Source organism: Paenibacillus baekrokdamisoli (assembly GCF_003945345.1).
GTDB classification, from domain to species: Bacteria; Bacillota; Bacilli; order Paenibacillales; family Paenibacillaceae; genus Paenibacillus_Z; species Paenibacillus_Z baekrokdamisoli.
In genome coordinates, this window is sequence record NZ_AP019308.1 from 2,795,345 (window position 1) to 2,818,142 (window position 22,798).

24 protein-coding genes and 1 other RNA gene are annotated in these 22,798 nt (G+C 45.9%); 5 read left to right on the forward strand and 20 right to left on the reverse strand.

What is annotated here, in order from left to right:
* Nucleotides 1-64 precede the first annotated feature (64 nt).
* Entirely contained in the window at nucleotides 65-1,150 is a 1,086-nt protein-coding gene (locus EKN16_RS12690) for a coiled-coil domain-containing protein (protein WP_125657436.1), read from the forward strand.
* On the opposite strand, the gene EKN16_RS12695 is transcribed toward EKN16_RS12690, so the two are convergent.
* On the reverse strand, nucleotides 1,121-2,458 hold the full coding sequence (locus EKN16_RS12695) for an ABC transporter substrate-binding protein (RefSeq protein ID WP_125657439.1): 1,338 nt from the start codon (nucleotides 2,456-2,458) through the stop codon (nucleotides 1,121-1,123). The genes EKN16_RS12690 and EKN16_RS12695 overlap by 30 nt on opposite strands.
* A 172-nt stretch (nucleotides 2,459-2,630) precedes the next feature.
* Here EKN16_RS12695 and EKN16_RS12700 point away from each other — a divergent pair, with 172 nt between their 5' ends.
* Nucleotides 2,631-3,170, forward strand: a complete 540-nt coding sequence (locus tag EKN16_RS12700) for a hypothetical protein (protein ID WP_125657442.1) — start codon at nucleotides 2,631-2,633, stop codon at nucleotides 3,168-3,170.
* Here the strand turns inward: EKN16_RS12700 and EKN16_RS12705 are convergent.
* Nucleotides 3,167-4,498, reverse strand: a complete 1,332-nt coding sequence (locus tag EKN16_RS12705; RefSeq protein WP_125657445.1) for a PhoH family protein — start codon at nucleotides 4,496-4,498, stop codon at nucleotides 3,167-3,169. The genes EKN16_RS12700 and EKN16_RS12705 overlap by 4 nt on opposite strands.
* A gap of 113 nt (nucleotides 4,499-4,611) precedes the next feature.
* Here EKN16_RS12705 and EKN16_RS12710 point away from each other — a divergent pair, with 113 nt between their 5' ends.
* Complete coding sequence (locus EKN16_RS12710; protein ID WP_125657448.1) at nucleotides 4,612-5,157, forward strand: YhcN/YlaJ family sporulation lipoprotein; 546 nt, start codon at nucleotides 4,612-4,614, stop codon at nucleotides 5,155-5,157.
* A 43-nt stretch (nucleotides 5,158-5,200) separates the two neighbouring features.
* On the opposite strand, the gene EKN16_RS12715 is transcribed toward EKN16_RS12710, so the two are convergent.
* From EKN16_RS12715 to EKN16_RS12745, 7 genes are all read right to left on the reverse strand, one after another.
* Complete coding sequence (locus EKN16_RS12715) at nucleotides 5,201-5,542, reverse strand: PNPOx family protein (protein WP_125657451.1); 342 nt, start codon at nucleotides 5,540-5,542, stop codon at nucleotides 5,201-5,203.
* Between the two features lie 80 nt (nucleotides 5,543-5,622).
* On the reverse strand, nucleotides 5,623-6,663 hold the full coding sequence (locus EKN16_RS12720) for an LCP family protein (RefSeq protein WP_125657453.1): 1,041 nt from the start codon (nucleotides 6,661-6,663) through the stop codon (nucleotides 5,623-5,625).
* A gap of 14 nt (nucleotides 6,664-6,677) precedes the next feature.
* On the reverse strand, nucleotides 6,678-6,950 hold the full coding sequence (locus EKN16_RS12725) for a hypothetical protein (protein WP_125657456.1): 273 nt from the start codon (nucleotides 6,948-6,950) through the stop codon (nucleotides 6,678-6,680).
* Between the two features lie 56 nt (nucleotides 6,951-7,006).
* A complete protein-coding gene (locus EKN16_RS12730; RefSeq protein WP_125657459.1) occupies nucleotides 7,007-7,315 on the reverse strand; it encodes a YlaH-like family protein in 309 nt (102 codons plus the stop codon).
* Nucleotides 7,316-7,447: 132 nt separating this feature from the next.
* Nucleotides 7,448-9,289 (reverse strand): translational GTPase TypA, encoded by a 1,842-nt coding sequence (gene typA, locus EKN16_RS12735; protein ID WP_125657462.1) that lies wholly within the window; start codon nucleotides 9,287-9,289, stop codon nucleotides 7,448-7,450.
* 68 nt (nucleotides 9,290-9,357) lie between these two features.
* Nucleotides 9,358-9,840 carry a hypothetical protein gene (locus tag EKN16_RS12740; RefSeq protein ID WP_125657464.1) on the reverse strand — a complete coding sequence of 161 codons (483 nt, stop codon included), beginning with the start codon at nucleotides 9,838-9,840 and terminating at the stop codon, nucleotides 9,358-9,360.
* Nucleotides 9,841-9,946: 106 nt separating this feature from the next.
* Complete coding sequence (locus tag EKN16_RS12745) at nucleotides 9,947-10,609, reverse strand: YjbE family putative metal transport protein (RefSeq protein ID WP_125657467.1); 663 nt, start codon at nucleotides 10,607-10,609, stop codon at nucleotides 9,947-9,949.
* 245 nt (nucleotides 10,610-10,854) lie between these two features.
* Between EKN16_RS12745 and EKN16_RS12750 the strand changes: the two genes are divergently transcribed.
* Entirely contained in the window at nucleotides 10,855-11,553 is a 699-nt protein-coding gene (locus EKN16_RS12750; protein ID WP_125657470.1) for a TerC family protein, read from the forward strand.
* Nucleotides 11,554-11,588: 35 nt separating this feature from the next.
* Here EKN16_RS12750 and thiI read toward each other — a convergent pair whose 3' ends face one another.
* The 6 genes from thiI to EKN16_RS12780 all read right to left on the reverse strand — a co-directional run bounded on the left by thiI (nucleotide 11,589) and on the right by EKN16_RS12780 (nucleotide 16,131).
* Complete coding sequence (gene thiI / locus EKN16_RS12755; RefSeq protein ID WP_125657473.1) at nucleotides 11,589-12,809, reverse strand: tRNA uracil 4-sulfurtransferase ThiI; 1,221 nt, start codon at nucleotides 12,807-12,809, stop codon at nucleotides 11,589-11,591.
* Nucleotides 12,806-13,972: a cysteine desulfurase family protein gene (locus tag EKN16_RS12760; RefSeq protein ID WP_311546842.1), complete on the reverse strand. Its 1,167-nt coding sequence runs from the start codon at nucleotides 13,970-13,972 to the stop codon at nucleotides 12,806-12,808. The genes thiI and EKN16_RS12760 overlap by 4 nt, the downstream gene beginning before the upstream one ends.
* A gap of 111 nt (nucleotides 13,973-14,083) precedes the next feature.
* Nucleotides 14,084-14,806 carry a lytic transglycosylase domain-containing protein gene (locus tag EKN16_RS12765; RefSeq protein WP_125657476.1) on the reverse strand — a complete coding sequence of 241 codons (723 nt, stop codon included), beginning with the start codon at nucleotides 14,804-14,806 and terminating at the stop codon, nucleotides 14,084-14,086.
* Between the two features lie 162 nt (nucleotides 14,807-14,968).
* Complete coding sequence (locus EKN16_RS12770; RefSeq protein ID WP_125657479.1) at nucleotides 14,969-15,358, reverse strand: hypothetical protein; 390 nt, start codon at nucleotides 15,356-15,358, stop codon at nucleotides 14,969-14,971.
* 6 nt (nucleotides 15,359-15,364) lie between these two features.
* Entirely contained in the window at nucleotides 15,365-15,577 is a 213-nt protein-coding gene (locus EKN16_RS12775; RefSeq protein ID WP_125657483.1) for a DUF1540 domain-containing protein, read from the reverse strand.
* A 53-nt stretch (nucleotides 15,578-15,630) separates the two neighbouring features.
* Entirely contained in the window at nucleotides 15,631-16,131 is a 501-nt protein-coding gene (locus EKN16_RS12780; protein WP_125666195.1) for a YpuI family protein, read from the reverse strand.
* Between the two features lie 193 nt (nucleotides 16,132-16,324).
* Between EKN16_RS12780 and EKN16_RS12785 the strand changes: the two genes are divergently transcribed.
* Nucleotides 16,325-18,196, forward strand: coding sequence for a S8 family peptidase (locus tag EKN16_RS12785; protein WP_125657486.1), 1,872 nt, complete (start codon nucleotides 16,325-16,327; stop codon nucleotides 18,194-18,196).
* A gap of 147 nt (nucleotides 18,197-18,343) precedes the next feature.
* Here the strand turns inward: EKN16_RS12785 and rnpB are convergent.
* The 5 genes from rnpB to rpoD form a co-directional block, all read right to left on the reverse strand.
* An RNA gene (gene rnpB, locus EKN16_RS12790) (RNase P RNA component class A) lies at nucleotides 18,344-18,764 on the reverse strand.
* 88 nt (nucleotides 18,765-18,852) lie between these two features.
* Complete coding sequence (locus tag EKN16_RS12795) at nucleotides 18,853-19,974, reverse strand: Nif3-like dinuclear metal center hexameric protein (RefSeq protein ID WP_125657489.1); 1,122 nt, start codon at nucleotides 19,972-19,974, stop codon at nucleotides 18,853-18,855.
* Nucleotides 19,941-20,729, reverse strand: coding sequence for a tRNA (adenine(22)-N(1))-methyltransferase (locus EKN16_RS12800; RefSeq protein ID WP_179955605.1), 789 nt, complete (start codon nucleotides 20,727-20,729; stop codon nucleotides 19,941-19,943). Before EKN16_RS12800 ends, EKN16_RS12795 begins: the two co-directional genes overlap by 34 nt.
* A gap of 1 nt (nucleotide 20,730) precedes the next feature.
* Nucleotides 20,731-21,558, reverse strand: coding sequence for a hypothetical protein (locus EKN16_RS12805; protein WP_125657492.1), 828 nt, complete (start codon nucleotides 21,556-21,558; stop codon nucleotides 20,731-20,733).
* Nucleotides 21,559-21,667: 109 nt separating this feature from the next.
* Nucleotides 21,668-22,792 carry an RNA polymerase sigma factor RpoD gene (rpoD, locus tag EKN16_RS12810; protein WP_125657495.1) on the reverse strand — a complete coding sequence of 375 codons (1,125 nt, stop codon included), beginning with the start codon at nucleotides 22,790-22,792 and terminating at the stop codon, nucleotides 21,668-21,670.
* Nucleotides 22,793-22,798: the final 6 nt, after the last annotated feature.

Genomic DNA, 22,798 nt, shown 5'->3' on the forward strand with positions numbered 1-22,798 from the left:
TATAATAGAATGATTGCAAGCATATAGTAGAGTTAGCAACCTGCCTTTGAAAGGGGAACAGCGCGTGATTGGAATGAAACGCCGACCTGCCTCGGCACTCGTCGTTTGCGCGATTGCCGTCTGGTTCACGATCTATCCCGTATTTGCGGAACCTCAAGTTCCTAATGATGAAGAAGTAAGACGCATTTTGGAGAAAAGCCTCTCCGTCGTGGAAATCGATAAAGAAATCGCTCGTACCCAGCTGGAGCAGAATCGCATTAAGTCCAAGCTGGCTGACTCTCAAGAAGAGCTGGATAAGAAGGAGCAATTGATTGAAAAGCAGCGCGAGGACGCGGGAGAGGTACTTCGATCCTATTACACCGGAGAACGAGATATCCTGCTGACCGCCTTGCTATCATCCCATAGTCTTCCTGAGTTGCTTACCATATTCGACTATTTCGATTTTATTTTCTCTAATGACAAGCTTACCTTGAACACGTACATGAAACAATACAGCGAATTAAAAAAAGAAATGGTCAAGCTGGATAAACAAGCCGCCAAACTGGCCGAAGTTCAGAAGGAACTGCTAACACAACGTGAGCGAGTAGCCGCCTTACAGAAAGATGTTGATGATCGTTTAAGTGGACGATCGGATGCAGATAAGCTGCGGCTGATGATGAATGAATTTAATAACTATTGGAAAACAGTTGGTTTGCTGGAGGTAAAGCGATACTTCAGCGCCCTATCCAAGGCAATGAACCAAATGCCAGCTTGGATTCAGAACGATAAGGATATGCTGGCGATTGATGGCTTCAATTATACGCTCACCATTCCCGAAGATAAGTTGAATTCATTTTTGCGGGAACAAAATCAACTGTTCAACAATTTTGCTTTCACCTTTAACAATGGCAGCATTCAGGTGAGTGGGAAGCGAGAAGGAATGGAAGTTAAGATAACGGGTCATTATACGGTGGAAGATGAGGGAACCATTCTATTCCATGTGGATGAATTATTCTTCAATGGCTTGGCGCTTCCGGACACGACCAGACATGCGCTTGAAGAAGAATTCGATCTCGGCTTTTATCCACAAAAAATCATATCCTTCCTAAAAACGAAGTCTGTACAAATAGAAGATGGCAAGCTAATGGTTAAGCTTACCATCTCCCTCTGATTGCGGCGCCTTTGTGGCGTCGCTTTTTTGCTCTCCATTCCATGTCCTAATAATCGTATTCATTTGCTCGATCGTAGATGAGGACCAGTCAAAAGAGCTCCATACTTTCACCCATTTGTCCCAATGCTCAGACCAATAAGGATCGGGCGTCACTTCGTCCTGCTTCAGCATGCCGATTAACCAATGCGGAGGTCTCTCGCTTATTCCCTTTAATGCAAATTCATTCGCATAAACGGAAATTTTGGCAGGTAGTCTGTTAAATAGTTGATAGTGCTCGATTTGCTGACTGGATGAGGTCATTTCGTTGATCCAAAGCCTTGCAGCTTCAAGCTCTTCTGATCGTGAAGATAGAACAAAGCTCCTCCCCCCGCTCCAAACGATTGGTGCCGTTTGATCCGCTACCGTTAACAGCTCACGCTGCTGATCCGTAATAGACTGATAAGCTGACCATGGCATTACGGAGGAAAGCAGCGATTTTGCCTCAAACGCTTGCATAAGCTCTGAAGTCTGCTGGGATGGATCCAAATAAGACATTGTTGAAGCATGGTCTATTGTGAAACGCAGCTGCTGTTTCATTGAATCAATGAAGGGCGCCAAATTAGCGGCTTTTTCTTTGGTGTCTTTGAAGGCACCTAACCAAGCAACATATTGACTGGGATTAGATGACGAGAAGTTGAATGATTTGACCTCTGGACTACTGGTTTGTAAGAGGTTTAGTGCAGTCAAGAATGCATTCCAATCCTTAGGAGGCGCATTCAAAGACGCTGATTTGAGAAGCTCACGCTGCCATACAACTAACAGTGGATTACAATCGAGCGGAACACCCCATAACGAACCATTCCATTTCAGTGGTTCTGTTAGCGCTTCCAATTGGTCTCCAAGCGAATCTCCTGTAAAGATACTGTCCGCCGGAAATAAGTAGCCATGAACCGCAAACTCCCTTACCCGGTTGTTATCCATGAGCATAATATCAAAGGGATCACCGATTTGAAAAGCTTCTTTCCACGTAACAGCTGCTTCACTTTCTGTGAAATTAGTCATGATGATCTTCACATTAGGATGGTTTAACGCATAACTTTCATTCCTTAATTGCCAATATTGAAACTCTGCATCTGTCATGGAGACCGCTATGTGTAGGGTGGAGGCAATAGTCTCACTTCCATCAACACCAACCTGTGGCTGCTGCGTCGAAGGAGTTCCATCGAACGGGATGACGGTTAGTACAGGTTTACCAAGTATCGGAACGAGCAGCGCTGCACATAATGCAAATACGCCGAGCAGCAGCATCATATATTTCCTGCGTGACACTTTTACCTCCTAAAATGCTAGATAAGTACAACATATTCATACCTTCTAATATTTCAAAAAATACTTCACAGCGATTCCCTACAACTTTTGTCCTATCTTTCCATTGTAGCAAGAAAGCGTTCCTTTGTCGCCTAAGATTTATTGCTTCTTACCAATAAAAGGATCATACTAAGTGATAATGCAAATTTTTGGAGGTCTTATTATGCTGCTCCTATATAGTGTTGAGCTTCATCTGCCGGCAGATAAATTACCCGGTTATTATGCACAAATCATTAAGGGAATTGCCGATATTGTGACTTTAATAGATCGTCATAAAACCTTATTATTCGTGAGCAGTGCGGCTGATGCCGATGCCATTGAGACGTTTGTCCAGCATTACAAAGTGAATTGCGAGAGGGGGCTTTGGCTCCAGCTTGATGATGACTGGACCATTAATGAAAGAACATTTACAGACTATGGTCTCATCACCCGGGAAGGCAATAGGTTTATAGACGTAGCGCTTACAGCTGTGGTCACGATAAGCGGTGATGCACCAGAGTCTGAGCTTGAACAAGCCCTCCAGCAGACAGATGAGCATACGTTGGCCCAACAAACAAAAGACGGCCGGCGGCTGCTCGCCGTCGACCGTCATCACATAGAATTGCTCGAAGGTATTGCTAGAGCCTATCACTGCCATGCAGAACCGCTTCAGCTGGCACCAGAGACACTCTAGAGCAGATCTGCGGCCAATTGGGCAAGCTTGGATCTCTCGCCCTTCTCGAGCGTCATATGACCGCTTACTCCTTCCTGCTTGAACCGCTCAACAATATGCGTCAGCCCATTGCTAATCGAGTCCAGGTAAGGATGGTCAATTTGCTCGGGATCGCCCATGAGCACGATCTTGCTCCCCTCACCGACACGGGACACGATGGTCTTCACCTCATGACGGGTTAGGTTCTGTGCCTCATCGATGATAATAAATTGCCCTGGTATCGAACGTCCGCGAATATAGGTTAATGCTTCTACTTGGATGCTTCCTAGACCCATTAATATTTTGTCAATATCCCCGGATTTCTTCGTATCGAATAGAAACTCCAAATTATCATAAATCGGCTGCATCCACGGACGCAGCTTCTCTTCTTTCTCACCAGGTAAATAGCCAATATCCTTCCCCATCGGAACAACAGGCCGAGCAATGAGCAATTTTTTGTATTTATGCTCATCTTCTACTTTCATAAGCCCCGCCGCAAGAGCAAGCAAGGTTTTACCCGTACCCGCCTTACCCGTTAGAGTAACAAGAGGAATATCATCATTGAGAAGCAGCTCCAAGGCCATTCGCTGCTGAGCATTACGAGCTGTCATCCCCCAAACGGGATCATTACTGAGATAGAGTGGTTCAAGCTTTGCACCATCTTGCGTCACCTTAAGCAAAGCTGATTTTGAAGTTCCCAGCTCATCTCGCAGAATCACGAATTCATTCGGCTGAAGTCGCGTGGTTAGCTGGAGGTTCTTTATCGTAAGAAACCGATAGGTGTAAAATTCATCAATGACAGCTGGATGAACAAACAATGTCAGATAGCCCGTGTATACATCTGAGGCCGCCACGACCTGATCGGATAAATAGTCCTGTGCAGACAGCCCAAGCACGTCCGCTTTTATGCGTACGAGTACATCTTTGCTTACGATAATAATGGGGCGCGGCTCTTCCTTCTCCTTCTCTTCTAGGGAATAATTCAAAGCCACTGCTAGAATCCGGTTATCATTAGACATTTCACCGAACATTTCTTGAACACGCAAATAGCTGCGATGATTTAGTTCAACCTTCAGAAGTCCTCCGTTTGGCAGCTTAATACCTTCATGGAGACGACCAGTCTCACGCATTTGATCCAGCAGACGTGAGACATGACGTGCATTACGGCCCAACTCATCAGCTAACCTTTTCTTCGAGTCAATCTCTTCCAACACAACCGCGGGAATAATGATCTCATTATCTTCGAATGCGAATATGGCTTGCGGATCATGTAACAGAACATTGGTATCGAGCACGAATATTTTTTTCATCGTGGGCCCTCCCGGCGTTGGAATATCGTTCAAAGGCGTACATAGCGATACCTGCTCTGGGCAAACTATTCTTGAACAGACGAGACGTGGATAAGAAAGGTTAGGTGGCGAATATGAGCAAGTGGCTGACTTCAACTATGGTCCTTTGCCTGCTTGCGACAGGTTGCGGTACCGTCGCACGCAATGAGACATCACCCTCTCCGCAAAATAATAACCGTGTGAAAGTCCAACAGACTGCACCGCGTGCAAAAGCGATCAGTAACCCCAAACAAGTCGCAGCCCATTTAGAATCGTTAGCGAAGCAAGTTCCCGGCGTTAATGGCGCCCACTGCGTCGTGTTTAAAAATACAGCGATCGTTGGCATTGATGTAGATGGCAACCTAGACCGGTCGCGTGTTGGCACGATTAAATATGCAGTTGCAGAAGCCTTTCACAAAGATCCTTACGGTATTAATGCCATCGTCACAGCCGATATGGATTTATCACATCGGTTGCGGGATGTCCAAGCTGACATAAACCGCGGGCGGCCATTCTCTGGCATAGCTGAGGAGCTCTCTGACATTGTAGGGAGAATCGTTCCACAGCTGCCCCGAGAAGTTCAACCTCGTCAGCCGGAGCCAGGCAAGCAGGAGCAGCCTAAGATTCATAAGAATTTGTAAAGAAATAGCCGCATAAGAACACAAAAAGCCTAGCGAAAAATAACTAGGCTTTTTTCATGGCCGCAAACACCTGTCCATCCAGTTTGTCTGCTGCTCTTTTGTCATACGTTTTTTCATACTCAGGTTGAGTGGACAAGCGTGCTCCATAGAACATCGCATCGCGGATTTCTCCAATCTCGATGTCAAAACAAACAAGCTTGAACGGCACATCTTCAAGTGCTTCAATAGCAAATCGAAGCGTCGAATGATCAACGGCATAAATCCATGAAATAGCACTTGATGTAGGCGAACCTCCATCAGCAGCAATGGTATGCAGAAGTACGAACGGATCGGTTTGCAATTGGTTGAATAAGTCATCGTTCAGTAGTGTAATCGGTTCGGCCATCCGCATTGCCTCCTTGCTAACAGTGTCATGAATGCTCCGATGCGATCATTATAACATAGCAAGGTCTGCTCTTCCACCCGTCATTCAGCCAGTTTTGCTTGCAATGCGGCTTTGGCGGCTTCAAGTTTTTTCTCGTCCAAATACACGTAAGGGCTTCTCCATTCACCCTCCAGTGGAATGAATGTAATATCGTTACGACTGATGCCAAAATAAGTAGAAATCATGTTCTCCACTTCACCTGAAGGAATATCCATTCGCATATTGTTGCCAACTGCTCGGATAACACCAGCAATTTTCGTTACACTCGAGAAAGATTTCAGCTTATCCGCAATTTCTCCGAGAACTTGACTCTCACGCTTATTACGGTCAAAGTCACTCGACATATTCGTACCATCATTTGATTTGCGGTAGCGTACAAAGCCGAGTGCATCATCACCCATAAGCTTGTGTTGGCCTTTTTTCAAATTGATGTTTGTACCGTCAGCATTATCCACGTAACGCATGTTCATATCGACGTCTACGTCTACTCCACCCAGCGCATCAACAACATCAGCAAAGCCTTGGAAGTTAATGGTTGCCGTATAATTTACGGGTATATCAAAAAATTCACCAAACATTTTACGTATATCCTGCTTCGCTTTTTTCTCAGCACTCTTTTTATCCAACCCATCCGATTTGGCACTAGAGTAGAATCTGGCATAATATGCGTTGGCTTTACGAGCTTTATATCCACTCAAATCGATTTTGGAATCACGCGGGATCGAAACGACCGTAGCTGATTTGGTTTTCGGGTTAAAAGCAGCCACCATCATGACATCCGAATTCAAGCTGCCAGTTTCTTTGCGTGTATCAAAGCCAAGCAGCATAATGGTAACGGGCTTCACCTTGACCGATTGATCAGGCGATACCTCAACCGTAGGATCTGCATCTGTCGTTATAACATTCAATGCATCCTTTGAAACTTTATACAAATAGCCTAGATAACAGGCACCACCAATAAGCAGTAGCAGGAACAGAATCATCACTCTGCGCAGCCAATAAACTTTCTTTTTCTTTTTTGGCTGCTTGGGTTCTCTTGGCCCTCGTACGGAGGAGCGCGAAGGCATAGAAGATTTAGTCATTGCGTCCACCTTTGTTAGTTGTATTTCGGATTCTCATTAATATCACTTAGCAGTCTCTCAGCCAGCTCACGCTGAAACTTTTGAATCTTGCTCGAACCTTCAAGTTCATAATAAACATGTATCATCGTGTTATCCACTTGATCGATTCGCAGCGAGCTAATAAGATGATCTTCCGTTAAAATTTGGAGGAAGAAATCACGGGTATCCACAGCTGCTTGGTCATCCAGTCGAGCCTCTGCTACGAGCTGAATTTGCAACCAATTAAACAACGCGTCATCTAATCGCAACGTAGTACCTCCTCATCCAAAGCAGAATAGCTTCAACTACATACAGAATCTCATAATTAAGCTTTCTTGCCGTTATCAGCGCTAGTATCCGAGCTGCCTTTTCTGCTCTTCAGCTTATCGTAGAGCTGGCGCCCACGAAGCATGAGCATCATAATGACAGCCACGGACATACATTGGATAATTGGAAGCTTGTCAAATTGCAAGACAAACAGAATAAAGGAACCGAACGCTATAACTAGATGTACAAGGATTTCCTTAAGTATGGGCAGCCGCTGCACGCGAAATACAGCGTTAAAGATGTAGATCGTTAAACACAAAATCAAAAGATACGTAAGTATGGGATGAGCATGGAACCAGTTTTGCACCTTGCGGCATCTCCCTTCAATTTGAAGCTTTGGCCAACCTACGCAAACGGCAGGATAACAGGATCGTATCGATCCGCTACCCTGCCTGCGTAGTCAAGCATTAACCCATGAATGGATTCTTTTCTTTATCTTTTATACGCCTTGAGCAGCAGATCTACGTTGTTTATCCGAACGTTCGCGCTCACTCTTATTCAGCAATTTTTTACGAAGACGAATCGATTTTGGTGTGATTTCACAAAGTTCATCGTCATTCAAGTACTCAAGAGCCTGCTCAAGAGAGAACAGTACAGGCGTTTTTAAACGAACGGTATCATCCTTAGACGCCGTACGAATGTTATTAAGTTGTTTCTCTTTACAAATGTTAACGATGATGTCGCTGTCGCGGTTATGCTCGCCAACGATCATGCCTTCGTATACTTCAGTACCTGGCTCAAGGAAGAGCAAGCCACGATCTTCTACGCCGAACATACCATAGAACGTGGAAGTCCCGTTCTCACTGGCAACCAGAACGCCTTGATGACGTCCACCTACGGATGCGCCAGCTAGTGGTCCGTATTTCTCAAATGCGTTGTTCATGATTCCGTAACCACGAGTTAGTGTCAGGAAGTTGGTGCGGTATCCGATCAAACCACGAGCTGGAATAATGAATTCCATACGTACTTGACCCGTCCCATTGTTAATCATGTTGACCATCTCAGCTTTACGGGATCCGAGACTTTCCATAACTGGACCCGTGCTTTCTTCTGGTACGTCGATAAGCAGACGCTCGTATGGCTCGTTCTTAGCGCCATCGATTTCTTTGATGATAACTTCAGGCTTAGAAACTTGCAATTCAAAGCCTTCGCGGCGCATATTCTCGATCAGGATACCAAGGTGAAGCTCACCACGACCTGATACGATGAAAGCATCCGGGCTATCTGTTTCTTCAACGCGCAGTGCTACGTCTGTTTCCAATTCTTTGAACAGACGCTCACGAAGTTTACGGGAAGTTACCCATTTACCTTCGCGTCCTGCGAATGGACTATTATTAACGAGGAATGTCATTTGTAGAGTCGGCTCGTCAATTTTCAGTACCGGTAGTGCTTCAGGGTTCGCTGGATCAGCGATCGTTTCACCGATATTAATTTCACGAATACCTGCAATTGCAACGATATCGCCTGCGCCTGCTTCTTCAACTTCTATACGTTTCAACCCTTGGAATCCGAATAGCTTCTCGATTCGAGCTTGTTTGGTTACGCCCTCACGGTTGATAACTGCTACGGTTTGACCTTGGCGAATTTTACCGCGATTGACGCGACCTACAGCAATACGGCCCAGGTATTCGTTGTAATCAAGCAAAGTAACCAAGAATTGCAGCGATTCGTCTACGCTTTCCGTAGGGGATGGTATACGCTCAATAATGGTTTCATACAAGGACTGCATGTTCTCGTCTTGCTTTTCCAAGCTCAGGCTTGAAGTTCCCATTAATGCGGAAGCATAAACGACTGGAAAATCAAGCTGTTGATCATTGGCGCCAAGCTCGATGAACAGATCAAGCACTTCATCGACAACGTCCTGAGGGCTTGCATTAGGACGGTCAATTTTGTTCAACACAACGATTGGCGTCAGATTGCTTTCAAGTGCTTTACGAAGAACGAATTTTGTTTGCGGCATACAGCCTTCAAACGCATCAACGACTAGCAATACACCGTCAACCATTTTCATGATCCGTTCAACCTCGCCACCGAAGTCAGCATGGCCTGGGGTATCTACAATGTTAATCAAATAGTCTTTGTAGTTAACCGCTGTGTTTTTTGCCAAAATCGTAATTCCACGTTCACGTTCCAAGTCATTCGAGTCCATTGCCCGCTCCTGAACGGCTTCGTTGTCACGAAACGTTCCTGATTGTTGAAGCAACTTATCGACTAGCGTTGTTTTACCGTGGTCAACGTGCGCGATGATGGCGATATTACGTAAATTTTCTCTGGCTTGCATTGTTAATTATCCACTCCACTTTGTTTAGTCTTTTTTCTAGTCTTGCCTTCTTACAACGCATCCAAAACTTACCAACGCGTTTTTCTTCCTGCGACCAACCATACTCCGATCCCAATCAGCCCTGCTGCAATAATGTACAATCCCCAGCCCCAGAATATCATGATGGCAAAAAAAGCGGCCCCTACAAGTGCCAAAAGTGTGGCTATTGTAAGCGGATATTTCGGACGTGACATTTCAAACAGATGGTACTCATATAATCCGAGCGCTACTCCCAGAATAAAGAAGGGCCATAAATAATGCATACTCCCCCAACCGAAAGCCATACAAAAGAAAAAAATGAAGGCGTTTATCGTCAAAACTGCTCCCGGAACGAGTACGAACGGTGGAAGCAATCGACCGAAAAACAGCACATGAAGCAATATGCCGGGAATCAACAAGAAAAGCGGCCAAAAATTCGTTCCAATGAAGGAGAACAAGCCCAGCTTTCCGAGTAAAATAACAGCGCCAGCAAATAAAAACAGGAGGCCGACGGTGTATTTATTTTTCGACATGCCTAAAGTTCCCTTCTCTCGACACTTTTTATCATTACTAGTGTACTGGAAAGGGGAGCAAAAAACCAGTGGAAGGAGACAAATTCCACTTAAAATGTTCGATAACTTACCTTTTTAGACGCAAAAGCGCAACAATAATAACGAATGGTACACATAATATTGGAAAAGCATGCTGAAATGTCGGGTAGTTATGAAGGACTAGCTTAACCATTCCTGGATCATGCATCATCATTTCTCCTGCTGCGTAACCAAGCAACCCCCCACCTAAATATACAAGTGGAGGAAATTTCTGAAGCAGCGTGCTGAGCAGTTGGCTTCCCCAGATAATCATTGGAATGCTGAGCGCAATTCCGAGGATGATCAGGACTGGCTCTCCCTCCGCAACTGCTGCAATCGCGAGAACATTATCCAAGCTCATTATGAAATCTGCTGCCACAATTGTGCGAATAGCCCCTGCAAGTGAAGTCGGTTGGCGTACATGACCGCTATCTTCGTGCGATTCACCGGCAGCATCGGTCACGAGCTTGATTGCGATCATAAACAGCAGAATTGCACCGACAGCTTGTAAATACGGTACTTGCAGTAAAGTCAAAGCAACCAGAGTCAACAAACAACGAAGGCCAACTGCGACTGCTGCCCCCCACCACACCGCTGTTCGCCTTTGGGCTGGAGGCAGCTTCTGACTAGCTAAGGCAATAACAACAGCATTATCCCCACTAAGCAGTACATTAATTAAAATAATCTGAATAAAGATTAGCAAGCTGTCCACATTTGACCCTCCTAAATTTTCACGAAATAAAGCTGCTTCATAAGCATCATCTTCCTTGTCACGAAGTAAAATCTTTCATAAGCGTAATGAGTTATCTGTACGACTCAACGACTTCGTATGTACTAGCTTATGAAACGTTTATGTGCAAATAGGACAGCTTATGAGTCAAATGTTTTTGAATCCTTCTTTCTTAACTAGCGTATATACTTTCAAAATTCAGAATTCGGAAGGGAGAGTCACAGTCCATGGAACTATTCTCATTTGAATTTTTTTCTGCCTTACTGACTATCGTCTTCATCGACCTCATACTTGCAGGTGACAATGCGATCGTCATTGGGCTCGCTGCTCGTAAACTACCTAAGGATCAGCAGACAAAAGCAGTCATTTGGGGTACGGTCGGAGCAGTCGTTATCCGGGCAGTCGCAACTCTGTTAGTCGTTTATTTGTTGGATATTCCTTGGTTGATGCTCGCAGGCGGCATTTTGCTGCTATGGATTGCTTATAAATTACTAGTCGATCAGAACGATCACGACATTAAAGCAGGCAATACTTTATGGCAGTCTGTATGGACGATTATCATTGCGGATGCCGCAATGGGTGTGGACAATGTCATAGCGGTTGCCGGAGCTGCTCACGGCCATGTCCTGCTTGTCATTATCGGATTACTAATCAGCATTCCAATCGTTGTATGGGGAAGCACTTTATTCCTGAAAATTATTAATCGGTTACCATGGATTGTCTATGTGGGCTCTGGTGTTCTCGCCTATACAGCCGCAAAAATGATTACGCATGAGGAGCGGCTCGAAGGCATTTTTGCAAGTAATCCTTTATTCAAATGGTCATTCATGATCGTGGTCGTTATTACCATCATCCTTGCAGGATTGTGGAAAAACAATACAAGAAGCAAACAAGGTGCAACGGAAAAAAGCAGGGAATCCCACTAGGGGCTCCCTGCTTTTTCTTCCTTAATGCGCTATATTTAAAACCATTCTTCGCTTCCATCATCTTCTTGCACATTCACACTCTCCGACCGGAGTTCGATAATCTCAGCTGTGGCGACCGCCTCATCAATCATGGCATCCAGTGTTTGAATGGAAGATTCAACTCGCTGCACAATCTTCAGGTTCGGGTTTGTACTTGGAGATTTAGGAACAAATAAGGTACAGCAATCCTCAAAAGGAAGGATCGATGTCTCATAAGTCCCGATCTGTTTAGCGATGCGAATAATTTCATTCTTATCTGTCATTATTAGTGGTCTCAGCAGAGGCAGTTCCACTGTACGGCCTATGACGTTCATGCTGCCAAGCGTTTGACTAGCGACCTGGCCGAGACTGTCCCCTGTAACAAGCCCGAGTGCCCATGATTGCTCAGCCAGCCGCTGGGCGATACGAAGCATGGCACGGCGCATCAAAGTGATTACAAGCGTCTCCTGATTGCTCTGAGCGAACGCAGTCTGGATGTCTGTGAAAGAAACCAAGTGCAGCTTAATCGGTACACCGCTGAAGTGAGATAAACGTCTAGCGAGATCAATGACTTTATCCTTCGCCTTTTCACTTGTGAAGGGGTAGCTGTGAAAGTGAATGGCTTCAATCTCCAGCCCTTGCCGCATCGATAAATAACCTGCTACAGGACTATCAATTCCGCCAGAGAGCAGCAGCATCGCTTTGCCATTCGTTCCATAAGGATAGCCGCCTGCTCCTTGGACAACTTCATTGAACACGTAAGTTCCCTCCGGTTGAATTTCTACACGGAGCTCAACATCGGGTTCCTTTACCTTTACTTTCAGATTCGGTATGGCACGCAGGACATGTGAACCGACCAAATGATTCATTTCTTGCGAATCATGAGGGAAATCTTTTTGCACACGTCGCACGGATACTTTAAAGGTTCCCGGCTCTTGGGGCAGCGTTGTCATTAAATCTAGAGCAGCCGCTCGTATCGCTTCCAGTTCATTGGCTGTACGTTTGACCGGACTAAACGAATGAATGCCAAAAATAAGGCTCAGTTGCTTTGCAATTGCGTCATAGGACTCATCATGGAGAGTAATGTATATACGTCCATAAGCATGGCTCATTATTGTCCCAGGGAATGGAACAAGCACTCTCTTGATCTGCTGCTCCATTCGTTTCTCGAACTGGCGGCGATTACGCCCCTTTACCATATATTCTCCAAAGCGAATAATAATCAGATCCGGTTTCATTCTCGACTCTCCTTCCTTTCTAAAGGTCTCAGCTTTTGGATAACCATCGGAAGCATGCGGCATAGCCATTCTAACTCCACTTCACCGTGCTCGTCTCCGAAGCTGATTCGGATACCGCTTGCCGCTCGTGCTCTGCCGAGTCCCATCGCTTCTAGAACACGACTTGGCTTGTCATCCTTGGAGGAGCATGCGGACTTCGTAGAAGCTATGATTCGGTGCTTCTCCAGCATATGGACAATTACCTCAGGCTTCATACCTGGGTATGAAAAAGAAACGATATGAGGCGCTGCCGTCAGCTGATTTTCCCCGCCATTAAGTACAAGCTCGGGCAATTGCTCAATACAAGCGATAAGCCGGCTTCGCAGCATATGCATCCGCTCATATCGCTCCGCTTGGCTTTCTATCGCCATGCGGAATGCTTTTGCAGATGCAACAATAGCGGCCACATTCTCTGTCCCAGGACGCAGACCACGCTCTTGTCCGCCTCCTTTATAGATAGATTCCAATTGAATCCCCTGGCGTACATATAACAATCCCGTACCTCTGGGGCCGTTAATCTTATGAGCAGAAGCGGAGAACAAATCAATGCCCCACCCGGTTAAGTCAATGGGCAGCTTACCAACACTCTGCACACCATCGACATGAAAAATAGTGCCGCGGCGTTTGCGAAGCAGCTCACCAATCTCGGCAAGCGGTTGAATAGACCCCGTTTCATTATTTACATGCATCACGCTAACGAGTATCGTATCGTCCGTTAACACCTCTTCGAGTTGACTTACGGATAGAATGCCTTCCTTGTTCACAGGCAGATAGGTGACACGGAACCCTTCTCGCTCAAGCCCCTTAAACGTATCATAGACGGATGGATGCTCAATGGCCGTTGTCACGATATGATTACCGCGACTCTTATATTGTCTCGCGGCTCCGATTATGGCAATATTGTTACTTTCCGTCGCGCCTGATGTGAATATCCAGTCTTTCTTCTCCGTGTGGAACAGATCTGCGATCAAAGCTCGCGCACGATCAAGAAGCTTACCCGCCTCCATCCCGCTGCGGTGCAAAGACGCAGGATTCGCGTAATGCTTTGCCATCACTTCAGCCAGCGTGCGGATAACTTCCTCATGCGGAGGCGTAGAGGCACAGTGATCAAAATAATACATCATTGCCCGCCTTCCTTCAAACAAAAATAATAGACCAACAAAGAAGCTCGGCATAGATACCGTTCAGAGCTTCCCCGCGATCTATTCTCTCCTAACCCAAACTACATCTAATTATTAAACTGCCCTGTATAATGCCTGCTTATGGAGTACCTTCCCCATATACTTCTGTGTTTCTTTCGGTAGGAGCTGCAGCTTGTCGGCCAAATCAGCATCGTTCTGGATACCCGTACGATCAACTCGTCCTGGTCCTGCATTATAAGCTGCCAGTGCCGTCTCCACGTTACCATCATACTTGCGGAGCAGGTAAGAAAGGAAACGTGTTCCACCATCAATATTTTGCTGAGGATCAAATGAGTTTGTAACGCCAAGCCCGCGAGCTGTTCCGTCCATTAGCTGCATGAGCCCTTTGGCACCTGCAGAAGAGACCGAATTTGTATTAAAGGAAGATTCTGTATCGATTACTGCTTTGATGAGTGTTGGATCCACCCCATACTTGTTCGCAGCTTGATTAATATAGGTATCGTAAGTCGTTGAGTTTGCTTGACTGCTCTCCAGATCGGATATCGGGGACATCCCTCCGATTGACTGATTAAGCATGGGAGTATTGTAGCCAAGCGGTATCGCATTCGATGAGGCTTGCAAACTTGTAACTGTCGGTAGATCTGAGCTATTGCCTGCACCCGCCATTAACTGCTGAAGCATTGTGCCGAACAATGAGGTTCCATCCTGACTACTATCTGTGGAAAGCACATTATTTTGATTCGAACCGTTTATATCGAGACTAGGCATCCATTGCAGCTGCAGCAACGTTTTTAGAATACGTGGATCAATGCTCATTGTTTGCCTCCATCATAAGTGATCATAAGTGTCTAAATGACATGATTTGTTTTTATTTTACATGTTTTTCATCATAACCGCCAGTGAGACCTTAGACCCAAATATGTTCTCAAAGAAAAAAGCCGACGAATAGTTCTCGCCGGCTTTGTTCATTTCACTAAATTAGGTTATTGCGTAGTAAATAGGAATGAGCACCAAATAAGTAGCTAGTGCGATAAGACCAAGTGTGATCGACCATATGCCAAGACCTCTTGCCCCTTGACGATAAGCCAAGAATCCGACGACAGCAGCTGTTGCACCAAGCAGCACCGGCCAGACAAACCATGACAGCAAGGCGATAACTAATGCTGCCCATCCTGTTGCATGGCCCGCTGAGCGTGTCTTGCGAACAGCTTCCTCTTCAAGAGGACGGTCGGAATGATTAATTCTTTGTATGGAGGACGGTGCAGCTAATTCAGCAGACATCTCTTCATTGTACGCATGACTGTCCTGATGGTAACCTGGACGCGTTTCAGTATCATCGTGCGGACTGTAATCGGGACGGCGCTCCATATGGCCTCACTCCTTCGCCTTGAAAGTATGACAACAAGTCTCAGCTTGATTGACTGCCTTATCCTTGTGTTCATGTCCAAAACCTTCAGCGGCAAATTCTGTATCCCCATTATTGTTCGCGTGACTGTCGATGTCGATCATGATTTGATCGGCATTGCATTGATTGCCTTGTCCCCAGAAGGAACAGTTTGCAACGCTGCAGCTTACGCCATTCGGCATAAAAATCACCCCCGGTATCAAGTTGCCCGTACCGGGGGTGAGTTATGCTTGCCTTATTTTTGTCCTTGCATACGACGCTGTGTCATGTAGTCGCTCTCGTAATAGGATAGATCGTCTCGAAGCTCTTCATACACTTTAGAAACCGTAAGCACGATATCCCGCGCATTGTTAACAGGCTTCTTGCGGAAGCGAATGGCATCTTGTCCCGTATAAGCGTAACGTCCATCCTCAGAGTAGCATTCATTCTTCGGATAAAAGAATGCATTTACACATTGGTGGTACACTTCATACAGAGCACGCTCGGCAAATTCAACTTCAAAATTAGCCCGCCGCAAAGCCACTCCCAGTTTCTCATAAGCCACTTCGGAGAATACGAGCAGGTGGCGAAGATCAGACAGCAATCCTTTATAGAAAAGCTCCGCTTCATTCTCTTGATCTTCAGCTGTTAACTGTTGAAGCGCATGCTGATTTAAAAACATCTCCAAATGACCAATAGATAATTTTAATTTGTCTCGCGTTGATTCACTAAGTGGTTTCACGTTATTGGAAGGCATAATCGGTAGATCCCCTTTCATAATCACAACAATACTTAAACCATGAACATCGTACCACAAAATACATGCGGATGGTACTGTCGTTTGCCAAGAATACTTGTATATTTTCATGCCTCACACCAAACTCTAATCATTAGCAGCCGGTTCAACCGGTTCATCAATGAGCAGTCATGTTCAAGGAGGTCCCACCTATATGCGACGCAAGTGGATCGGCTGGTTTGCAGTGCTGGCAGCGGCAGCTTTTCTTATTCCGCTGATGCCTTGGTTTGGCTCTCCCAATCACACGACCCCAATCAGTGATAAATCCAAAACCGTCAAGCCCATGGCCGCCGAACGGGAGCGAAATCTTAAGATGGCCAGAGTTAAACAAGACATGGAAGCCACCGCGTTACTTTGCAAGTCGGAATGTTCAAAGAACTTCCACAAATTATTGGTAGCTTCTCATAGTAAATCAGCAAGCTCCAATGAAAAGCAGCTTGCTGATTTGGTGAAGAAGCATAAACAGATGGTTTACGTCACATGGATTAAGAGTGGTCACGTAATCACAAGAGGGAATAAGCCGAGCGGTTCAACAGAAATAGATACCCATTTAGCGGAAGCGAAGAAGCTTTTGAGCAAGGGACAAGCTTACTCCTCTGCACCGTTAAAGGTGAACTCGCACAGATATCTTATCGTTTCCGTCCCTGATTCTCTTCACAAGGGGGATGGGATTATTGGGCTATTGCTCCAAGACATTATTACTCATGTTGAGCAGCATCAGCATCGCAACCTTCGCCTAATTCCGTATCCAGCTGAAGGAAAGTACAAGATCGAATCTGTCATACCCAATACTTTGCAGGATACAACCGTAAATAGCGGTGAAGACAACGGCAATGCCAGTCACTATCACATCAATGAAGTGGTTGTTAAATTTCAACAGCCTCCGACTAAAGCTGATCTGGAGCAGATGAAAAAAGATGTTTCCGCGCTTTCGATCAAAAAGCTTGGTTATACGTATGTTTTCCGTTCCGAGAAAATGGAAGCTGAACCGATGATGCGTTATTTTCAATCGACGTGGAATCCCCAATATGTCGAGCCTCATTATTTGTACATGACCAATGATGTTAAAGGAATTATTCCCAACGACGCGCTTTATTCCCAATACCAATGGAATTTGCCGTCTATTGAAACGGAGAAAGGCTGGAGTGTCTCCAAAGGCAGCGAGAAAGTATTAATTGCCGTCCTTGATACAGGCGTGCAGATGGATCATCCTGATCTTAAGGGCAAGATTGCAACAGGTACGAACCTTGTTAGCGATGGCGCTCCACCAGAGGATGATGTCGGCCATGGTACACATGTATCCGGCATAATTGCAGCCAACGTAAATAATGGAGAAGGTGTGGCAGGTCTGTCCTGGTATAACAAAGTACTTCCCGTAAAGGTTCTCGATAGCAGCGGAGCAGGGTCAACCTACACGGTAGCGGAAGGTATCATTTGGGCGACAGACCATGGAGCCAAAGTGATCAATATGAGCCTAGGCAACTATGCTCAAGCTGAGTTCTTACATGATGCAGTGAAATACGCCTATGATCGCGATGTCGTGCTGGTTGCTGCTAGCGGTAATGACAATACCGATCGTCCTGGCTACCCTGCCGCTTACCCCGAAGTCCTCGCCGTCGCATCGACCGATGCCAATGGCTCCAGATCGTCATTCTCCAATTTTGGCGATTATATCGATGTCGCTGCACCAGGAGCAAGTATCGCCAGTACGTATCCTGGAAGCCAATATGCAGCATTGTCAGGCACTTCGATGGCCAGCCCTCATGTCGCAGCACTTGCCGGTCTGATTCGCTCCACAAACCCGAGTTTATCCAACGTCGAGGTTATGGATATCATGAGGAAGTCGGCGAAAGATCTCGGTGCTAAAGGAAAAGATAATGACTTTGGTTATGGACAAATTGACATTGTCCAAGCGCTGGAAACGGCTAAACAAACTAAAGTATCCTTACAGCAGTTTCCTAAGCAAGTGGAGCGTCGATTAGAACAGATTGAACAAAAGTACAAGCAGTTCATCAAAAAACCATAAGCATGCTGATAAGAAATGAGAAGGACTTTCTCCAAGGTGAACAATCATCTTGTTGAAATGTCCTTTTGTTATATCCCGCTAGGCATATCTGTTCATCCATATACAAACAACCCGCAAGGCGAGTGCCTAGCGGGTTGTTTACTGTGAATGGAAAGTTTGCCGTAAGCCGGGTTCTGTGCTCGCCTGTGGTTCGAACGGGAACAACCCTCCCACTTTTGAGCGACAATCATCTATCTAGGCCGATCATTGCTAATCAGCTCAAGCAACCAACCCGAACGCTCCCCGGGCAAGGGTGCAGCGCAAACGGACTAATCCGCTCGTCTGCTTCGTTCTCTCGGTCTTGCTCCAGATGGGGTTTACCAGCACCGTTGTCACCAACGGTCCTCGTGGTCTCTTACACCACGGTTCCACCCTTGCCTGTTCCGGCTAACCGGTCATCGGCGGTCCATTTCTGTGGCACTATCCTTCGGCTCGCGCCGACTGGATGTTATCCAGCATCTTCGCCCTTCGGAGCCCGGACTTTCCTCTCGCGGCCTCATCAGCCACCAGCGATTGTCTGTCAAACTTTCCGGTGCTTAGCTAGTATACTAAGAATAAAGCAAAAGCTCAAGGCTGAAACGACTCCCAAATTTAACTCGTGAATAGATGTCGTGTCCCTAGATAAATTGAAACGGTTCTGTATTGACAGTAGAAGCTACAGCAGTGGTCGTAGATTTACGTTCCAGGAGACGACTGTTGAGCCATTCCGCTACCCTAGGCTTCATGATTTTCTCAATATTATGTCCTGGATCAATAATCGCCAAGCCAGCAGCTAGTGCATCCTGTGCGGTATGATAATCAATATCCCCCGTTATAAGCACATCCGCTCCCGCAAACATGGCGTGACGAATATATTTGGATCCTGCTCCCCCGAGTACGGCCACCTTACGTATCTCACGTTCCGAATCACCAACAAATCGCACCATTGACACGTCAAATACTTCCTTTACTCGGTCAATCAAGCCGCCAAGCTTAATAGGCGCCGTCAATTTACCAGCCCGTCCAAGACCAAAGGAACGCCCTTTGAGATCCATTGGATACAAATCATAAGCGACTTCTTCATAAGGATGTACCTTCAGCATAGCCTGAACTACTTTACGATGAGCACTGTAGGGAACAATCGTCTCCACACGAATTTCTTGAACCCGCTCTAAGCGCCCCTTTTCACCGATAAACGGGTGCGTACCTTCACCTGGCAGAAAAGTACCTGTGCCCTCTATATTAAAGCTGCATGATCTATAGTTACCTATTCCGCCAGCACCTGCATTCCATATCGCCGCCAAAACTTGCTCATGGTGGCTCTGCGGAACAAAGACGACCAACTTATACAGCTTGTCCGTGTGCACTTCTTCCAAACAAGTCCGTCCATCATTGGCGATACCGACCATGTCTGCCATCCAATCATTGATCCCATCTTCGGCAACATCCAGATTGGTATGTGCGATATAGACCGCAATGTCGTTCTTTATTAGTTTCTCATAAAGCTTTCCTGCGATTGTTGAGGTATCTACCTTCGCTAGCGGTCGATAAATTATCGCATGATGTGCGATTATGAGTTCAGCGCCTATCTTGATGGCCTCATCAACCACTTCATCCGTTACATCAAGCGCAACCAAAATCTTTTTTATTTCCTTTTGGAGGGTGCCTAATTGCAGTCCAATTTTGTCATTCTCAACCGCGTAATGTTTAGGAGCTAGCTGCTCCATTAGCTGGACGATGGTTTGACCGTTGGCAAACATGCAAGCACCTCCTTAATTTGCTTCATTTCTGCGCGATACTGCGCTTCTTTTCCCCTGGATTCTTCTGCTTCTGAGAGCGTAAGCTGCTGACAAATTCGAGACAGCTTCCCTAATTCAAACTGCCACTTCTTCGTAAGCAATTCTGATGGCTGACGCAATAAATACGGGCCCATACGATATAACCATTCCGTCTTCGTTTCATCTTCCATATCCACAGAGAGAATAGAGGTTTGATATACCCATTCATTATCATGATTAAGCTTCAAATGACTGGCTGACCAAGCATGAAGAACCTCATAGATCCGACCATCTTCTTCGAGAATCATCTCACCTTGCAAAACAAATCCCTTACTTATAAGCCAGCGGCGAACCAAATCCTCACCCACATTGGGCTGCAGCACAAGTTCCGTTACTCCAGCTAGCTTCCCCGAGCGCCAGCCAGCTTCAAGAATATCGGCCATAAGGCTTCCACCCATTCCGGCAATTGTGACCGTATCCACTTCACCAGGGTTCAGAACACTTAGTCCGTCACCTTGTCGAACCTGGATAACGCTCTTTAAGCCGGCCTCTGCCGTTTGTTTCTTAGCAGCCAGGAATGGACCATCAGGCAATTCCCCCGCGACTGCGGATGGGCTTTTTCCGCTCTGGACCAAATAGACCGGCAGCAGTGCATGATCGGAGCCAATATCAGCAATTCGGGAACCATCCGTAACAAGATCCGCAATCGTTTGCAATCGTTTTGATAACTTTATCATATTAAGCAACCCACACAATCCATTGTTTTCGAAGCGAGAATAGAATAGATCCGCCCACTATAATTTTGACAAATAGCTGAATTTGTAACCATGTATGATCCACTGCGAATACCGCAGCATATAATTCCGGCATAAACCAGATGAGAGCACCTGCAACAAACAGAATAGCCGCAACTGGCCTTGACCAGCGATGAATGAACCAACTGCACCATCCAAATACAAAAGAAGCCGGAAGCCAATAGAGCTGAATCTCATACCACGCAGGCGAAATCGTATTATTCGACAGCAGCCAGGCATATACAAGAAAGGAGGCCATCCATCCGCTCAAATGCAAAAGCGGTATTCGAGCACCTATCCCAAAAATAATCCAAAATAACGCGCAGGCTGCCAGAAGCCCTGCTTTCCAGCCCCAAGATTCTAGCTCATGAAGTTGCAGCATGTACAATCCCGAGCCAAGCATTAATAGCATTCCGATACCGATAAACCCGATGCCTGAGGCTTCATTTTTCCTTCGATAACGCTGTCCAATTAGCAATAAAATATACACCCCAGACAACGAAATACCGATTTGCAATAGCGGATGAAAAACGTTAAAATAAAGCACAACGAAACAAATCAAGGAAAAAATACCAAATGTAAGGAGCCATTGTTTCCAAGAAGCACGTTTCACCACATTGACGGCTTTGCCGGCAAAATTGGATGGTTCACGTTCTTCTCCTTGTTCTAGATACAGATTTAACAAGAAATCACAGTACTGATCTGGAAGCAGCTTACTTCGCTGCCAATGTTCGATCTCTTTGACAATCGTTTTACGACGCTCCTGATCCATGTTGGCCGTTCGTTCCCCTCTAGCGGCAATTGTAGAAGCCAGAATATGTACGCTTTGATACGCCTGTAAGGAAAAAGACCTCGCTGCCTAAGCAGAAAGGTCCATATGTTTACTCTAAAAAATCCTTCAATCGTTTGCTGCGGCTAGGATGGCGCAGTTTGCGCAGTGCTTTAGCTTCAATCTGACGAATACGCTCACGAGTTACTCCGAATACTTTACCTACTTCTTCGAGTGTCCGCGTACGACCATCATCAAGTCCGAAACGAAGTCGCAATACGTTCTCCTCACGCTCGGTCAATGTATCCAGCACGTCCTCTAATTGCTCCTTGAGCAATTCGTAAGCCGCCGCATCAGCCGGTGCAAGTGCCTCCTGATCCTCGATGAAATCGCCTAAGTGTGAATCGTCTTCCTCACCGATTGGCGTTTCCAAGGAAACCGGTTCCTGCGCGATTTTCATAATTTCTCGAACTTTTTCTGTGCTTAAGTCCATCTCTGCCGCAATTTCCTCTGGACTTGGTTCACGACCAAGCTCTTGAAGCAGCTGACGAGAGACCCGCACTAGTTTGTTGATTGTCTCGACCATATGAACGGGAATCCGAATCGTACGAGCTTGGTCAGCAATGGCACGAGTAATCGCTTGCCTGATCCACCATGTCGCATACGTACTAAATTTGAAGCCCTTGGTAAAGTCGAATTTCTCAACCGCTTTGATTAGACCCATGTTACCCTCTTGAATAAGATCCAGGAACAACATGCCACGACCTACATAACGTTTCGCAATACTAACGACGAGTCTAAGATTTGCCTCTGCAAGTCGACGTTTGGCTTCATCATCGCCAACTTCTATCCGTTTGGCTAATTCAATCTCATCATCCGCTGATAACAAAGGAACACGGCCAATTTCTTTCAAATACATCCGAACGGGATCGTTGATTTTGATGCCTGGTGGAAGCGCAAGATCATCGTCGAAATTGAATTCATCGGGCTCACGTTCCTGATCATCTCTATTGCTAATCGGAAGATCGTCGTTCTCATTCACTACTTCAATGCCAATATCGTCAAGCTGCTCAAAAAACTCGTCGATTTGTTCTGCATCCTGATCAAAGGGAGAGAGCTTCTCCATAATCTCTTTGTACGTTAAAGAGGATCTTTTCTTACCGTGTTCAATCAGCTGTTCTTTTACAATCTCCAGCTTTTGCTCGGTATCTAACTCAGTATGTTGATCATTCGCCATATTCCG

Coding starts and splice junctions, on each gene's coding strand:
- EKN16_RS12740 (WP_125657464.1), bottom strand. CDS start 9,840: ATGTCGAAAAATAAATACACCGTCGGCCTCCTGTTTTTATTTGCTGGC.
- EKN16_RS12780 (WP_125666195.1), bottom strand. CDS start 16,131: ATGCCTTCCAATAACGTGAAACCACTTAGTGAATCAACGCGAGACAAA.
- EKN16_RS12705 (WP_125657445.1), bottom strand. CDS start 4,498: ATGAAAAAAATATTCGTGCTCGATACCAATGTTCTGTTACATGATCCG.
- EKN16_RS12765 (WP_125657476.1), bottom strand. CDS start 14,806: ATGAGCATTGATCCACGTATTCTAAAAACGTTGCTGCAGCTGCAATGG.
- EKN16_RS12720 (WP_125657453.1), bottom strand. CDS start 6,663: ATGACTAAATCTTCTATGCCTTCGCGCTCCTCCGTACGAGGGCCAAGA.
- EKN16_RS12795 (WP_125657489.1), bottom strand. CDS start 19,974: ATGTTTGCCAACGGTCAAACCATCGTCCAGCTAATGGAGCAGCTAGCT.
- EKN16_RS12785 (WP_125657486.1), top strand. CDS start 16,325: ATGCGACGCAAGTGGATCGGCTGGTTTGCAGTGCTGGCAGCGGCAGCT.
- EKN16_RS12750 (WP_125657470.1), top strand. CDS start 10,855: ATGGAACTATTCTCATTTGAATTTTTTTCTGCCTTACTGACTATCGTC.
- typA (WP_125657462.1), bottom strand. CDS start 9,289: ATGCAAGCCAGAGAAAATTTACGTAATATCGCCATCATCGCGCACGTT.
- EKN16_RS12710 (WP_125657448.1), top strand. CDS start 4,612: ATGAGCAAGTGGCTGACTTCAACTATGGTCCTTTGCCTGCTTGCGACA.
- EKN16_RS12775 (WP_125657483.1), bottom strand. CDS start 15,577: ATGCCGAATGGCGTAAGCTGCAGCGTTGCAAACTGTTCCTTCTGGGGA.
- EKN16_RS12760 (WP_311546842.1), bottom strand. CDS start 13,972: ATGATGTATTATTTTGATCACTGTGCCTCTACGCCTCCGCATGAGGAA.
- EKN16_RS12715 (WP_125657451.1), bottom strand. CDS start 5,542: ATGGCCGAACCGATTACACTACTGAACGATGACTTATTCAACCAATTG.
- rpoD (WP_125657495.1), bottom strand. CDS start 22,792: ATGGCGAATGATCAACATACTGAGTTAGATACCGAGCAAAAGCTGGAG.
- EKN16_RS12805 (WP_125657492.1), bottom strand. CDS start 21,558: ATGGATCAGGAGCGTCGTAAAACGATTGTCAAAGAGATCGAACATTGG.
- EKN16_RS12770 (WP_125657479.1), bottom strand. CDS start 15,358: ATGGAGCGCCGTCCCGATTACAGTCCGCACGATGATACTGAAACGCGT.
- thiI (WP_125657473.1), bottom strand. CDS start 12,809: ATGAAACCGGATCTGATTATTATTCGCTTTGGAGAATATATGGTAAAG.
- EKN16_RS12800 (WP_179955605.1), bottom strand. CDS start 20,729: ATGATAAAGTTATCAAAACGATTGCAAACGATTGCGGATCTTGTTACG.